The organism is Stenotrophomonas sp. FSL W7-1447 (assembly GCF_037966425.1).
GTDB lineage: Bacteria > Pseudomonadota > Gammaproteobacteria > Xanthomonadales > Xanthomonadaceae > Stenotrophomonas > Stenotrophomonas pavanii.
The window spans coordinates 2981994-2996034 of the sequence record NZ_CP150199.1 but is presented as its reverse complement, the minus strand read 5'-3'; the positions used below and the strand labels follow the sequence as shown (position 1 = coordinate 2996034).

At 66.4% G+C, this 14041-nt stretch carries 10 protein-coding genes; 7 read left to right on the top strand and 3 right to left on the bottom strand.

The annotated features are described in order from the left end of the window. Positions 1–161: 161 nt before the first annotated feature. The 4 genes from gyrA to NSQ78_RS14090 all read left to right on the top strand — a co-directional run bounded on the left by gyrA (position 162) and on the right by NSQ78_RS14090 (position 8429). The gene (gene gyrA, locus NSQ78_RS14105; protein ID WP_049465861.1) at positions 162–2876 is read left to right on the top strand and encodes a DNA gyrase subunit A; all 2715 of its coding nucleotides are present in this window, start codon (positions 162–164) and stop codon (positions 2874–2876) included. 131 nt (positions 2877–3007) lie between these two features. Beyond that, positions 3008–5536: a membrane-bound PQQ-dependent dehydrogenase, glucose/quinate/shikimate family gene (locus NSQ78_RS14100; RefSeq protein WP_064238840.1), complete on the top strand. Its 2529-nt coding sequence runs from the start codon at positions 3008–3010 to the stop codon at positions 5534–5536. A gap of 125 nt (positions 5537–5661) precedes the next feature. Beyond that, on the top strand, positions 5662–6750 hold the full coding sequence (locus NSQ78_RS14095) for a lysozyme inhibitor LprI family protein (protein ID WP_064238839.1): 1089 nt from the start codon (positions 5662–5664) through the stop codon (positions 6748–6750). Between the two features lie 47 nt (positions 6751–6797). Beyond that, positions 6798–8429, top strand: coding sequence for a peptidoglycan-binding protein (locus NSQ78_RS14090; protein WP_064238838.1), 1632 nt, complete (start codon positions 6798–6800; stop codon positions 8427–8429). A 51-nt stretch (positions 8430–8480) separates the two neighbouring features. On the opposite strand, the gene NSQ78_RS14085 is transcribed toward NSQ78_RS14090, so the two are convergent. Beyond that, entirely contained in the window at positions 8481–9470 is a 990-nt protein-coding gene (locus NSQ78_RS14085) for a zinc-dependent alcohol dehydrogenase family protein (protein WP_064238837.1), read from the bottom strand. Between the two features lie 118 nt (positions 9471–9588). Here NSQ78_RS14085 and NSQ78_RS14080 point away from each other — a divergent pair, with 118 nt between their 5' ends. Both NSQ78_RS14080 and NSQ78_RS14075 read left to right on the top strand, forming a co-directional pair. Continuing rightward, positions 9589–10494 (top strand): LysR family transcriptional regulator, encoded by a 906-nt coding sequence (locus tag NSQ78_RS14080; RefSeq protein WP_053460798.1) that lies wholly within the window; start codon positions 9589–9591, stop codon positions 10492–10494. Positions 10495–10625: 131 nt separating this feature from the next. After that, entirely contained in the window at positions 10626–12056 is a 1431-nt protein-coding gene (locus NSQ78_RS14075; RefSeq protein ID WP_064238835.1) for a serine hydrolase domain-containing protein, read from the top strand. Positions 12057–12181: 125 nt separating this feature from the next. Here NSQ78_RS14075 and NSQ78_RS14070 read toward each other — a convergent pair whose 3' ends face one another. Together NSQ78_RS14070 and NSQ78_RS14065 are read right to left on the bottom strand one after the other, a co-directional pair. After that, positions 12182–12583 carry a DUF3037 domain-containing protein gene (locus NSQ78_RS14070; RefSeq protein WP_064238834.1) on the bottom strand — a complete coding sequence of 134 codons (402 nt, stop codon included), beginning with the start codon at positions 12581–12583 and terminating at the stop codon, positions 12182–12184. Next, positions 12561–13337, bottom strand: coding sequence for a HipA family kinase (locus NSQ78_RS14065; RefSeq protein ID WP_053460795.1), 777 nt, complete (start codon positions 13335–13337; stop codon positions 12561–12563). Before NSQ78_RS14065 ends, NSQ78_RS14070 begins: the two co-directional genes overlap by 23 nt. A gap of 238 nt (positions 13338–13575) precedes the next feature. Here NSQ78_RS14065 and NSQ78_RS14060 point away from each other — a divergent pair, with 238 nt between their 5' ends. Continuing rightward, positions 13576–13905, top strand: coding sequence for a hypothetical protein (locus tag NSQ78_RS14060; RefSeq protein ID WP_049465874.1), 330 nt, complete (start codon positions 13576–13578; stop codon positions 13903–13905). Positions 13906–14041 lie beyond the last annotated feature (136 nt).

The window sequence follows — 14041 nt, the reverse complement described above, 5'->3', positions numbered from 1 at the left end:
CAACCCCCTAAGTTCCTGATTTGTGCCGGTAAAATCCCCGTAAAGGCAGGCGGAAAACAGCCCGTTGTGGTAGTATCCACAGGTTGAATCGAGGTTCCGGCGCGACCCCCTCCCGCAGAGGGCTGCGCCGGACTGGACCGCTACCAGACAACGGAACCCGAATGGCAGAAACCGCCAAGGAAATCATCCAGGTCAACCTGGAAGACGAGATGCGCAAGAGCTACCTCGATTACGCGATGAGCGTGATCGTGGGGCGCGCGCTGCCGGATGCGCGCGACGGCCTCAAGCCGGTGCATCGTCGCGTGCTGTACGCGATGAACGAACTCAACGCGCACAGCAACAAGCCCTACTTCAAGTCGGCGCGTATCGTCGGTGACGTCATCGGTAAGTACCACCCGCATGGCGATCAGTCGGTGTACGACACGCTGGTGCGCCTGGCACAGCCGTTCTCGCTGCGCTACATGCTGGTCGACGGCCAGGGTAACTTTGGTTCGATCGACGGCGACTCCGCTGCGGCGATGCGATACACCGAGGCGCGCATGTCGCGCCTGGCGCATGAGCTGATGGCCGACATCGACAAGGAAACCGTCGATTTCCAGCCCAACTACGATGAAAAGGAACTGGAGCCGACGGTCATGCCGACCCGGTTCCCGAACCTGCTGGTCAATGGTTCGGCCGGTATCGCGGTGGGCATGGCGACCAACATCCCGCCGCACAACCTGAGCGAGTCGATCAATGCCTGCATCGCGTTGATCGACAACCCGGACATCGATGTCGATGGCCTGATGGAGTACATCCCGGGCCCGGATTTCCCGACTGCCGGCATCATCAACGGCACCGCCGGCATCGTCGCCGGCTACCGCACCGGCCGTGGCCGCGTGCGTATCCGTGCCAAGGCCGACATCGAAGTGGCCGACAACGGCCGCGAGTCGATCATCGTCACTGAAATTCCTTACCAGGTGAACAAGGCGCGTCTGATCGAGAAGATCGCCGAGCTGGTCAAGGAAAAGAAGATCGAAGGCATCAGCGAGCTGCGCGATGAGTCCGACAAGGACGGCATGCGCATCTACATCGAGATCAAGCGCGGTGAATCTGCCGAGGTTGTGCTGAACAACCTGTACCAGCAGACGCAGATGGAATCGGTGTTCGGCATCAACATGGTGGCGCTGGTCGATGGCCGCCCGCAGTTGATGAACCTCAAGCAGATGCTGGAGGCGTTCGTCCGCCACCGCCGCGAAGTGGTCACCCGCCGCACCGTGTTCGAGCTGCGCAAGGCGCGCGCCCGTGCCCACGTGCTGGAAGGCCTGACCGTCGCGCTGGCCAACATCGACGAGATGATCGAACTGATCAAGACCTCGCCGAACCCGAACGAAGCGCGCGAGCGCATGCTGGCACGCGTGTGGGAGCCCGGCCTGGTCGGTGCGATGCTGGGTGCCGCCGGTGCCGAAGCCTCGCGTCCGGAAGACCTGCCCAAGGGCGTGGGCCTGATCGAGGGCGGCTACCAGCTGACCGAGATCCAGGCCACCCAGATCCTGGAAATGCGCCTGCACCGCCTGACCGGGCTGGAGCAGGACCGCCTGACCGACGAGTACAAGCAGCTGCTGGAAGTGATCGCCGGGCTGATCCACATCCTGGAAGATCCCGACCGCCTGCTGCAGGTGATCCGCGAGGAACTGGTCAACGTCAAGGCCGAGTTCGGCGACGAGCGCCGCACCGAGATCCGCCACAGCGAAGAGGACCTGGACATCCTCGACCTGATCGCGCCGGAAGACGTGGTGGTCACGCTGTCGCACGCCGGCTACGTCAAGCGCCAGCCGGTCAGTGCCTACCGCGCACAGCGCCGCGGCGGGCGTGGCCGCAGCGCGGCGGCGACCAAGGAAGAGGACTTCATCGAACAGCTGTGGCTGGTCAACACGCATGACACGCTGCTGACCTTCACCAGTTCGGGCAAGGTGTTCTGGCTGCCGGTCTACCAGCTGCCCGAAGCCGGTTCCAACGCCCGCGGCCGTCCGATCATCAACTGGATCCCGCTGGAGCCGGGCGAACGCGTGCAGGCCGTGCTGCCGGTGCGCGAATACGCCGATGGCCAGTTCGTGTTCTTCGCCACCCGGAACGGCACGGTCAAGAAGACCCCGCTGGGCGAGTTCGCCTTCCGCCTGGCCCGCGGCAAGATCGCGATCAACCTCGACGAGGGCGATGCCCTGGTTGGCGTCGGCCTGACCGACGGCGAGCGCGACATCCTGCTGTTCGCCTCCAACGGCAAGACCGTGCGCTTCGGTGAGGACAAGGTCCGCTCGATGGGCCGTACCGCCACCGGCGTGCGCGGCATCAAGATGCCGCCGGGCGAGGAAGTGGTCAGCCTGATCGTGGCCGAGAGTGCCGGTGGCATCGAGGACGAGAACGAGGACGACAATGGTGTCGAGGACGCCGCGGCCAGCGCTGATGCGGTGATCGACGGCGCCGATGACAGCAGCGTGCAGTACATCCTCACCGCCACCGAGAACGGCTATGGCAAGCGCACCCCGTTGCCGGATTACCCGCGCAAGGGGCGTGGCACGCAGGGTGTGATCGGCATCCAGACCACCGAGCGCAACGGCAAGCTGGTCGCCGCGGTGCTGATGGGCTCCAGCGACGAAGTCCTGCTGATCTCCGATGGCGGGACCCTGGTGCGTACGCGTGGTTCGGAAATCAGCCGCGTCGGCCGCAACACCCAGGGCGTCACCCTGATCCGCCTGTCCAAGGACGAGAAGCTGCAGGCGGTGGAGCGCATGGACGCCTCGATCGACGAGGACGAGGACGAGGTGGCCGTGGCGGCGCCGGCCACGACCGACGGCGCCCCGGCCGCTGCCAGCAGCGAGGACGCCGCGCAGGACTGATCCTGCCGCGAGCCTGAGGTACCCGACGACGCCGGCCAAGTGCCGGCGTCGTCGTATCCGGATGCCGCCCGTGCGCGCGCGCTTCACGTTGGCGGTGGGATAACGGCGCATGCTGCCCCCGGAGATCGACGATGTCCGCCACGCCGCAGTCCGCTCCCGCTCCCGTCCGTGCCTCCCGGCATCCCCTGGTCACCGTGCTGTCGCTGCTGCTGGTCCTGCTCGGCCTGGTCATCGGCGGGCTCGGCGCGTGGCTGCTCAGCCTTGGCGGCTCGGCGTACTACGCCATCGCCGGACTCGGCCTCCTGGCCAGTGGCCTCCTGCTGTTTGGCAACCGTCGCAGCGGAGCGCTGCTGTATGCGCTGGTGTTCATCGGAACACTGCTGTGGACCTGGTGGGAATCGGGCAGTGACTACTGGCGCTGGGTGCCGCGGCTGGGCCTGGTGACGGTGCTCGGCATCGTGCTGGCACTGCTGGCGCCGACCCTGCGCGAACCGGTCTCCAGGCGCCTGTCGCGCAGCGTGGCCGGCGTGCTGATGCTGGTGTTCGTGTGCGCCTTTGGCCTGGCCTTCGCGCCGCACGGCGAAGTGGACGGGCAGCAGCCGTTCCCCGAAGGCGCGGCCAGCGCCGGACTGGAACCCACGCGCGATACCACCGGCCTGCAGCCGGCCGACCAACCTGCCGCGGGCGATTGGCCGGCGTGGGGCCGCAGCAATGCGGCCACCCGTTATTCGCCGCTGCAGCAGATCACTCCGGCCAACGTGGCTACGCTGCAGCCGGCCTGGCAGTTCCGCACCGGTGACCTGCCGAAGAAGCGCTGGGGCGCGGAAACCACGCCGCTGAAGATCGGTGACCGCCTCTATCTGTGCACCGCGCGCAATCGCCTGATCGCGCTCGATGCCGCCACCGGCGAGGAACTGTGGCGGTTCGACCCGAAGGTGCGGGATGCTTCGATTCCGTACACCGCCGCCTGTCGCGGCGTGAGCTATTACGAGCAACCCGCCACACCGACCTTCGCCGATGCGGTGCTGGCCGACGTCGCTGCCGATCTGGCCCTGCCCGAGCCGCCGCCCAGCGGCAGCCGCAGCGCCGCACCGGGCAGTCGTCCGGCCTGTTCGGCCCGCATCATCGAAGGCACGCTGGATGGCCGCATCATCGCGGTGGATGCCGACAGTGGCCGCCCCTGCGCGAATTTCGGCAACAACGGCCAGGTCGACATCACCCTGGGCATGGGCGAGGTGCCACCTGGCTATGTGTCGATCACCTCGCCGCCGGCCATCGTGCGCGGCGTGATCGTCACCGGCCACCAGGTGCTGGATGGACAGCGCCGGGATGCACCTTCGGGCGTGATCCAGGCCTACGACGCGATCACCGGCAAGCTGCGCTGGACATGGGACATGGACCGGCCAGAGCGCAGCGGGCTGCCGCCGCGCGAGCAGACCTACACGCGCGGCACGCCGGACATGTGGACCACCGCCACCGGTGATGAAGCACTGGGGCTGGTCTATCTGCCGCTGGGCAATTCCGCAGGCGACTACTGGAGCGGCTCGCGTACCGAAAGCCAGAATCGCTATTCGACCTCGCTGGTGGCGCTCGATGTGGCCACCGGCAAGCCGGTCTGGCATTTCCAGGCCGTGCGCAAGGACGTGTGGGACTACGACCTGGGCTCGCAGGCCAGCCTGATCGATTACCCGACGGCGGCAGGCAAGGTGCCGGCGCTCCTGCTGCCGACCAAGCAGGGGGACCTGTACATCCTCGACCGCCGCAACGGCCAGCTGCTGACCGCCGCCGAAGAGCGCAAGGTACCGGTGGGCGGCGTCGAACCCGGACAGCGTTCTCCCACGCAGCTGTTCTCGCTGTACCACACGCTGCGTCGGGAGCAAAACCTGACCGAGCGTGACATGTGGGGCATCACTCCGATCGACCAGGTGGTCTGCCGCATCCAGTTCCGCAAGGCGTACTACGAAGGCATCTACACGCCGCCGAGCAGTGATCGCCATTCCATCGAATACCCCGGCTACAACGGCGGTTCGGACTGGGGCAGCGTGTCCATCGACACGCGTCGCGGTGTGATCGTGGCCAACTACAACGACATGCCCAACTACAACCGGCTGGTGCCACGTGCTGAAGCCGACCGGCTGGGCTGGTTGCCGCGCGAGAAGATCCGTGCCGACAGGGGCGGTGGCGAGGGTGCCGGCGATCCGCAGGTGGGCACGCCGTACGGCATCCAGGTCAACGCTGGCTGGCGGCTGCCGTTCACCGGCCTGCCGTGCAAGCAGCCGCCCTATGGCGGCATCCGTGCCATCGATCTGCGTACCGGCAAGCTGCTGTGGGACCGTCCGTTCGGCAGTGCACGCGGCAATGGACCGTTCGGCATTCGTTCCGGCCTGCCGATCGAGATCGGCACGCCGAACAATGGCGGCTCGGTGGTGACCGCCAGCGGACTGATCTTCATCGCCGCCGCTACCGATGACCTGCTGCGCGCCATCGACCTGAAGACGGGCAAGGAGCTCTGGCACGCCACGCTGCCTGCCGGCGGGCAGGCCACGCCGATGGTGTACGAGCAGGGTGGGCGCCAGTACGTGGTGATCATGGCCGGCGGCCATCACTTCATGGAAACCCCGAACGGCGATTACGTGATGGCCTTCGCCCTGCCGAACTAGCGATCGCCGGCCTGAACACGCATGCGGGGCTGTGACCGCTGTCGCTCAAGTTGCGCTGGCGACCGGGCAGCATCCATCATCGGAACAGGACGGGGCCGGCCAACGCCCCCCAGGGAAGGAAACGCATGCTGAACTCCGAACGCCTGCCGGGGCGTGCCACCCGGTTGCTGGCAGGACTGCTTCTGCTTGGCCCGTGCCTGTGGGCAAGCGCGCAGGCGTCGCCGCAGCCCGCCGCACGCAAGGTGCCCAGTGGTGCCGAACTGATCGCGGGCGATGCGCGCTATCTGAGCCCCGCCCATGCGCCCTGCATGGCGGCCGCAGGCACCGCGCTGGACGCCCGTCGTCGTTGTGCCGACGCTGAATTCAAGGTGCACGACGATGCACTCAATGCCGCTTACAGCGCGGCGCGCGCCACACTGACCGCCAGTGATCAGCAGGTGCTGCGCGATCTGCAGCGGCAATGGCTGCGCCAGCGCGACAGTCGGTGCCCGGAAGGCGGCACGGCCGCTGCCCAGCTGGATTCACAGCAATGCCGCACGCACATGACCCTGCTGCGTGCCCGCCAGCTGCAGGGCGGCGGTGCGGCGGCGCTGGTGGCGGAAGCCAAGGCAGCCCCGGCGCCGGCGCAGGTCGCTGTGCATACCGCCGATGTCGCGCCCGACACACAGGGCAGGATCGTCCTGCGGCCCGGCGAGGGCAGGATCACGCCTGCACTGCAGGTGGTCTTCCAGGTGACCGATTGCAGCGGCACCGACAACGTGACGACCTGCCAGGTGCGGAGCATGGGCGTGACCCGTGGTGGGCGCAACGTGGCGGTCACGGACGTGCAGCCGCGCCTGACCCGCGCCGGCACCGGTGCCCAGGGTGCGACCGCCGGGCTGCTGGCCGTTTCGGATTTCGATGGCGATGGCGTGCCGGACCTGCAGGTCTGGCAGGACAACAACGGTGTCTACAACGTTCCGGTGCATGCGTTCTATCTGTTCGATGCCAAGCGCAACCGCTATGTGCGTGCCAAGGCATTGGAAGCGGCCATCGGTGGACGCGACATCGACCATATCGACAATGGGCGGTTCGTGCTGCGCGCGAAGGTCAGCCCGTGCGAGCGCGAGGACAAGGTCATTCAGCTGCGCGGAACGGAGCCGCGCACGCTGCTGCAGCGCCGCTATGACACCTGCAAGGGCGAAGCCCCGACCGAATCGGACCTGCTGAAGTAGGTCTTCCCCCGACGAACGGATGCGTTCCGGAACTGGAGAGCTGAAGGATGAGCGAAGGCTATGGAAAAGGTGGGTCAGGCTTCGGCCTGACCCGGGACCAGTCGGTCGAGATGATCGTGCGTACCTGCATCGACAACGGCATTACCGACCATCGGCAGATTGCCTACGTGCTGGCCACGGCGCAGCACGAATCGCGTGATTTCGCCGCGCCCGAGGAAGACTGGGGCAGGAAGCAGGCGGTGGATCTGCGCTACTTCGGCGGCGAAGAGTATTTCGGCCGGGGCTTTGCGCACCTCACCCACGTCAACAACTACGAGCGGCTGGGCGAGGCGCTGGGAATGGGCCGCGAGCTGGTCGAGCATCCAGAACGGGCCGCGCAGGCGGAGATCGCCACCAAGGTGCTGGTAGTGGGGATGCGCGATGGCATGTTCGGTGCGCGGCTGTCCGACCACGTCAACGCCAACCATGCCGACTACCGGCAGGCGCGGGCCTCGGTCAATGGCGGTGAGCTGAACAACGGCAGTCCCTATCCAGACGCCATCGCCGCACGGGCCACTGAATGGGAATCGCAGGTCGCCGGCCTGGTCCAGCGTGTGCAGCAACCAGACTTCCAGATGCCGGTGCCGACCCTCCAGGCGCCCGCCGGGGCGATGGACCTGCACCGCGGCGACGCCAACCAGCAGGTGCTGGAGGCACAGCAGTACCTGCAGCGGCTGGACATCCGCAACAACGCCAATGCCGCGATCAAGCCCGACGGTGATTTCGGCGCCTCCACCGAGCAGGCCGTGCGCCGCTTCCAGACCGAGCGCGGCATCGATCCGGCCGATGGCCGCATCGATGATGCGTTGCTGGAACGCATGCGCAGCGACACGCTGGCGGTCGATCCGGACTTCAAGCGCCGGACGGTGACCGACCTGACCGGGCCGCTGGCCGACGGCAACCTGGGCCCTGGTGAGAAGGGCGAGCCGGTGTTCGAGATGCGCCGCCAGCTGGAAGCGTTGGGGTACCTGACCGAACCGAACCCGCGTGCCGAGCGCGATGCGCGCACGTTTGATGCCGGCATGCAGGCGGCCATGCGCAACTTCCAGCAGGACTATGGCCTGCCGCTGCGCCCCGGCGGCGTCATCGACGCGGACGCGCGCCGGCAGTTGAACGATGCCGCCGTCGCTCGCGAGCATGCGCCGACCACCGAGTTCGACCGCGCGGAGAACTGGCCGCCGCAGCGTCCGCCCTATACGCGGGCGGAGTTCCAGCCGGAGCAGGTGCGGGCGCGGCAGCAGGCAGCGGCGAATCCACCGGTCGCTGGTCCGGCCGCGCCGGAGCCCGCACCGCAGCCCAATGGCGTGGAATCGCTGTCGCCCAGGGACGCAGCGCTGTTCGAGCGCATCCGCCAGGGGGTACCTGGCACCATCGGCGACGAGCACGTCATGCAGGCAGTGCTGGAGTCCAAGCGCAACGGCATCGATGATGCCGCGCGCGTCGACCGGGTGATGATGGCCGGAGATCGCCTGTGGGTTGCCGGGTTGATTCCCGGTGAGCGCGCCAGTGTGGATACGGCACAACCCGCGCGCTCGATGGAGGAATCGGTGAATGATCTGGCCGGTGACAATCGGCAGCGCGAGCACCAGCTCGCCCTCGAAAGCCGCCAGCATGAGAACCGCGGGCCTTCAATGGCCTGAGCCTGCGGCAGCGACGTGCCCGCTGTGGGTCCGTCGCTGCCGGAAGGGTGTTTACAGGGTCACCACCACTTTGCCGATCTGTTCGTTCGATTCCAGGTAGCGGTGGGCGTCCTGGATCTGTGCGAAGGGGAACACCTTCGCGATCTTCGGCGCCAGCATGCCCTTGTCCAGGCCATCGACGATGAACGCCTTGGCGCGTGCCAGCGCGGCATCGTCGGAGACGATTTCCGAGTACAGGTAGCCCTTCAGCGTCAGCGACTTGCCCAGCACGTTGAACAACGGGAACGGGGTGGGTTCGCTGCTCAGCGCGCCGTATTCCAGCAGGATGCCGCCACGGGCCATCGCCTCGGTCAGCGGCACGAACTGCGGGCCACCGATCGGGTCGAACACCACGCGGGCGCCGGCATCGCCGGTGATGCGCGCCACCTCGGCTGCCAGATCCTGCTCCTGGGTGGCGATGACATGGGCGGCACCGGCATCGAGCAACGCCTGGCGCTTGCCCGGGCCACGGGTGACCGCAATCGGCGTGGCACCTACCGCATTGGCGATCTGGATCGCGGCCAGGCCGACGCTGCTGCTGGCAGCGGTGATGATGACGAAATCCCCGGCGGTCAGCTGCGCCTGTTCCAGCAGTGCGCCCCAGGCGGTGACGTACTGCATCCACACTGCGGCGGCCGTTTCGAAGCCCAGCGCCTGCGGGTGCCTGACTACCAGTCGTGCCGGCACGTTGGCCAGCTCGCCATAGGTGCCCCAGCGGGCGATATCCAGCGGCGGCACCACGCTCACCGCATCGCCAGCAGCGAACCCGCTCACCGCACTGCCGGCCGCCTCGACCACACCGGCCGCTTCATAGCCCAGCCGGCTGGGGAACTGCGCCTCCTGCAGATAGGCGCCGTTGCGGAACATCACCTCGGCACGGTTCAGGCCGATGGCCTTGACCCGGATCTGGACCTCGTCGGCGGCGGGGGCGGGAACATCGATGTCGTCAATGCGCAGCACATCGGCGCTGCCATATTCATGGATGCGGACAACCTGGCTCATGGGGGCTCCTCGGCAAGGCCGGCGCTGGGGCCGGCAGAAAGGTGGACGCTACTGTGCGCGTGGCCTGCCTCCAGAATAAGGGGTAATCTGGTGTTTCATTAAAAAACAATTGTTTGCAATGGACCTGATCGCTCCCCTGCGGACCTTCGTCAAAGTGGCCGAGGTCGGTTCCTTCGCTGCTGCCGCCGAGGCGCTGGACCTGTCGCCGCAGCTGGTCGGCAAACACGTGCAGTCGCTGGAACAACACCTGGGCGTGCGCCTGCTCAACCGCACCACGCGCAAGCAGAGCCTGACCGACTTCGGCCAGGCCTATCTGGCGCGGGCACGGGTGATCCTGGAGGAAGTGGAGGGCGCCGAGCAATTGGCAGAAGTGGCGCGTGGACGGCCGATGGGGCGCCTGCGCATCAGCGCGCCGGTCACCTTCGGCGTGCACGCACTGGGCCCGGCGGTGGTGGCCTACATGCAGCAGTACCCGGACGTGCAGGTTGATCTGAACCTGTCCAACAGCCTGGTGGACATCGTCGAGGACGGCTACGACCTGGTGTTCCGTACCGGTGATCTGGCCGACAGCGGGCTGGTGGCACGGCGGCTTGGGCCCTATCCGCTGGTCCTGTGTGCCTCGCCGGACTATCTGGCTTCGCGCCCGGCCATCACCCATCCCAATGACCTGAGCCGGCACGAGTGCCTGGGCTTCGCGCATTCGATCATCCGCACGCGCTGGAGTTTCCGCGATGCCGATGGCAGCGTGCTGACCGTCCCGGTGTCCAGCCGATTCATGGTCAACCAGGCCGAGCCGCTGCTGACAGCGGCCGTGGGTGGTCTGGGGTTGATCCTGCAGCCCTACGAAATGCTTGCCGCTGCGCTGGTGCGTGGTGAACTGGTGGAAGTGCTGCCAGACCATGTGCCGGTATCAACGTGGATCAACCTGGTGTACCCGCGCGACCGCCAGCTGACGCCCAAGCTGCGCAGCTTCCTGGACTTCTGCGTGGCGCGATTCACTGAGCAGACGATGGCAAGGCGATAGCGTGGCATCGATCAGTATTCCCGTGTTCCCATGCGTCACCGTCGAGGTGTTGCGGCAGAGTCCCTAGCGAGGATGCGGCGGGCCGATCCATCGTCTAGGATGCGCCCAGGGATACCCGCAAAGGAACTGCCATGAGGGTTGTTGGAAGCCTGTTTCTCTGCAATGCGCTGGCCTGTTTGGTCCTGGTTGCCACATCGGCGTTTCCGGCAGTTGGCGCAGCGTCTTCCGAGCGCCAACAACCACGTGCGCAGGAGGCCATCGATGACTGGCTTGCGGCCTTCAATGCAGGCAGCCTCGAGGCATTGCAAGCCTTCGCCGACAGGTATGCGAAGAAGGATGGCAGCGGTCCTGGGGACTATCTCGAATTCCGCGGGAGCACAGGCGCGCTGCGCGTGCTGGAAGCAATCGAGAGCGCCCCCGGCCAAGCGAAGCTGCTGGTGATGGGCGAGCTGAGCGAACGAGCGATGTGGGTGACGGCTGTCATGGACCCGGCCAATCCGTCGCTCCTGAAGCAGTTCCAGATCGAGGGAACTGAAACGCCGGACAAGTACAAGCCGGCACGGGTTGCAGTGCCTGCCCTGATGGCCGATGCCGCGACGAGGCTGGAGGCGCTGCGGGCGCAGGACGCGCTGTCGGGGGCATTGCGGGTCGCACAGAACGGCAGGGTCCTTCTGGACTGGCGCGGTGGTGATGCCGATCGTGCCGCTGGAATTCCAGTGGGCGTGGATACGCAATTCCGCCTCGCGTCCTCCAACAAGATGTTTACCGCCGTAGCCATCCTGCAGCTGATGCAGACCGGCAGGCTCAGTCTCGATGAAACGATCGGCAAGTACCTGTCGGACTATCCGAACAAGGCCGTCGCCAACACCGTGACCGTGCGTCAACTGCTGTCGCACACCAGTGGCCTGGGCGATTTCTTCGGCGATGACTTCGAACATTCTTCCGCGTCGCTGAAGACGCTAGATGACTACGTGCAGCGCTTCGCCAAGGATGCACCGCAGTTCACGCCGGGCAGCCAGGACAGCTATTCCAACTATGGCTACATCGTACTGGGACGCATCATCGAGGTGGTTTCGGGGCAGTCGTACTACGCTTATGTGGAGGAGCACATCCTGCGCCCGGCGGGCATGACCGGCACCGGCTTCGAACCGGAAACAGCGAGCGTTCCAAAGCGTGCCATCGCCTACACGAAGCACGATGGGCAATGGGTCCGTGAAACGAAGTCGCTGCCCTGGCGCGGCATGTCGGCCGGTGGTGGGTACAGCACGGTGGCCGATATGATGAAGTTTGCCGAGGCGCTGCAAAGCGGGAAGCTGGTCTCACCTGCATTGCTGCAGCAGGCTACGACGGCGCAGAACCACAAGGGCTGGTATGGCTTTGGTTTCGTGGTGCAGGGCGAGGGTAGAGAACATCAGTACGGCCACGAAGGCGGTGCGCCTGGATCGAACAGCGCCATCGTGGTGCTGCCCGCGCAGGGCTATGTGGTCGTCGGCCTGGCCAATGTCGATCCGGATGCGATCGGCAATGTGGTCAACTACATCGTTCGACGGCTGCCACTGTAGCGAAGGTGCATGGCTCGAAAGCGGCTTGGTAGAGTCGACTCTCAGTCGGCCATCTCGCGGAACGCAGGCTCTTCGATCTTCCTGCGAACGGCAGTCGACCAGCGGTCGACTCTACCCGATCGACGTCACTCGGATGGTGCCGGGACCCGCACCATCTTCGTCATCAGGTGTTCCACCACACCCGCCGGGTTCGCAGTGCGCCCCACATGCGTGCTCGACATCTGCACGACCGAGCTGCGCTTGGCGGTGAGGAAGTGGAACCGTGCGCGCGCCGGCAGCTGCGCGATCGGCCCAGCGCTGGCATCGCCGCGGCAGATCGCCACGATCGCATCCAGCCACGGCTGCAATGCCTCTTGGTCCAACGTTGGGGCGAAGGCGCGCAGGCGCCCGGGATCGATCTCGATGGCCGCTTCCAGATGGCGCGCGACGGGGCAGGAGACGATCACTCCGACGTTGATGAACTCCTCGCGTTCCACCCGCGGTACCACGCGGATGACCGCATAGTCATACGTGTGCAGCGTGGGCACGGATGGCCTCCTGCACGAACACTGCACGCACTTTCAATCGGTGCCTGAGATAGGAGATGTAGCCCTGGCGATAGTCCTGCGGGCTGTCGAACGCTGGTTCGTCCACCAGCCAGCTGTCCGGCACCAGGCCGACGATGCGCTCGATTTCGGCATCGGTCAGGCGCGCAGCCAGTTCTGCATCCACCTCGGCAATACGGCTGGCGAACGACAGCAGCACATGGTCGCGGATCAACACGAACGGCTTCTCGCAGGCGTCACCGGCATTGGCCCAGTCGTGGTGGAAGTACATCGCCGCGCCGTGGTCGATCAGGTACAGCTTGCGGTGCCATACCATCAGGTTGGGGTTGCGCGTGGTGCGATCCACGTTGCTGGTGAACGCATCGAACCAGACGATGCGCGAGGCCAGGTCGGCGTCCACCGGCATCGCCGCCGGATCGTAGTTGATCGCACCCGGCAGGTAGTCCAGGCCCAGGTTCAGGCCTTCGCTGGCACGGATCAGTTCCTGGATCTCCGGGTCAGGCTCGGTGCGAGCGAACTCGCGGTCCAGCTCGACGAACAGGATTTCCGGAATCGGCAGGCCCAGCGTGCGTGCCATTTCGCCGGCGATCAGTTCGGCAATCAGTGCTTTCGGGCCCTGGCCGGCGCCGCGGAACTTCAGCACGGCCATGCCGTCGTCGTCGGTCTCGACCACGGCGGGCAGGGAGCCGCCTTCGCGTAGCGGGGTGATATAGCGGAGGGCATGTACGGTGCGCATGCCCGCATTCTAGCGTGGGTGCAGGGGCAACCCGGCGGCCCGATCGAGCGGGCTCGGCCTTCACCTGTCCGTTCCGTCCGTGGTGGCAGCATCGGTGTCACGAACCCTCGGGTTCAGGGCGTGCTGGCGCTCCCCATGCGGGTAGTCCAGGCAGGGCAGTTGCCCCGCCGCCAGCGATGCCCGCACTGCGAAGCGGAAACCTCATCCACGATGTCCAGCAGGCTACGGAGGTGCACCGATGAGCGATGAATTCACTCCCATGCTGCCGCCCTTGGACGATGCCAAGGTCGAGGAAATGATCGGCAAGGTGGTGCTGGTGGGCGTCACCCGCTATGGCGGTGACGGCCAGGTGCAGGGGCTGGAGCAGTACGCCGGTACCGTGCTGCGCATCAGCGCCGACGAAGGCGTGGTGCTGGCGGACGAGAATGACGGCCATGAGCGCTATCTGCCGCCGATGCTCGACCACTACCTCCCCGCCGAACCGGGCGAGTACTGCATGCGCAGCAGCGGCATGATCGTGGTCGACCCGGACTACCTGGCCACCTGGGACCTGCATGCCCAGCAGTAGTGCCGGGCCATGCCTGGCAGGCGCCTGCGGCCGGCGCCTGCCGGTGTGGCGCTTTGCCCCATCCGGCCACTAGCCCTTCCGGCCCATTCACCACAACCCCTGCGGTGCTAGATTCGGGTTCATGCCCGATTCCGGG

Bases quoted from the DNA above. Each gene is read 5' to 3' on its own strand.
- NSQ78_RS14090 (WP_064238838.1), top strand. From the start codon at position 6,798: ATGAGCGAAGGCTATGGAAAAGGTGGGTCAGGCTTCGGCCTGACCCGG.
- NSQ78_RS14060 (WP_049465874.1), top strand. From the start codon at position 13,576: ATGAGCGATGAATTCACTCCCATGCTGCCGCCCTTGGACGATGCCAAG.
- NSQ78_RS14085 (WP_064238837.1), bottom strand. From the start codon at position 9,470: ATGAGCCAGGTTGTCCGCATCCATGAATATGGCAGCGCCGATGTGCTG.
- NSQ78_RS14100 (WP_064238840.1), top strand. From the start codon at position 3,008: ATGTCCGCCACGCCGCAGTCCGCTCCCGCTCCCGTCCGTGCCTCCCGG.
- NSQ78_RS14095 (WP_064238839.1), top strand. From the start codon at position 5,662: ATGCTGAACTCCGAACGCCTGCCGGGGCGTGCCACCCGGTTGCTGGCA.
- NSQ78_RS14065 (WP_053460795.1), bottom strand. From the start codon at position 13,337: ATGCGCACCGTACATGCCCTCCGCTATATCACCCCGCTACGCGAAGGC.
- NSQ78_RS14080 (WP_053460798.1), top strand. From the start codon at position 9,589: ATGGACCTGATCGCTCCCCTGCGGACCTTCGTCAAAGTGGCCGAGGTC.
- gyrA (WP_049465861.1), top strand. From the start codon at position 162: ATGGCAGAAACCGCCAAGGAAATCATCCAGGTCAACCTGGAAGACGAG.
- NSQ78_RS14075 (WP_064238835.1), top strand. From the start codon at position 10,626: ATGAGGGTTGTTGGAAGCCTGTTTCTCTGCAATGCGCTGGCCTGTTTG.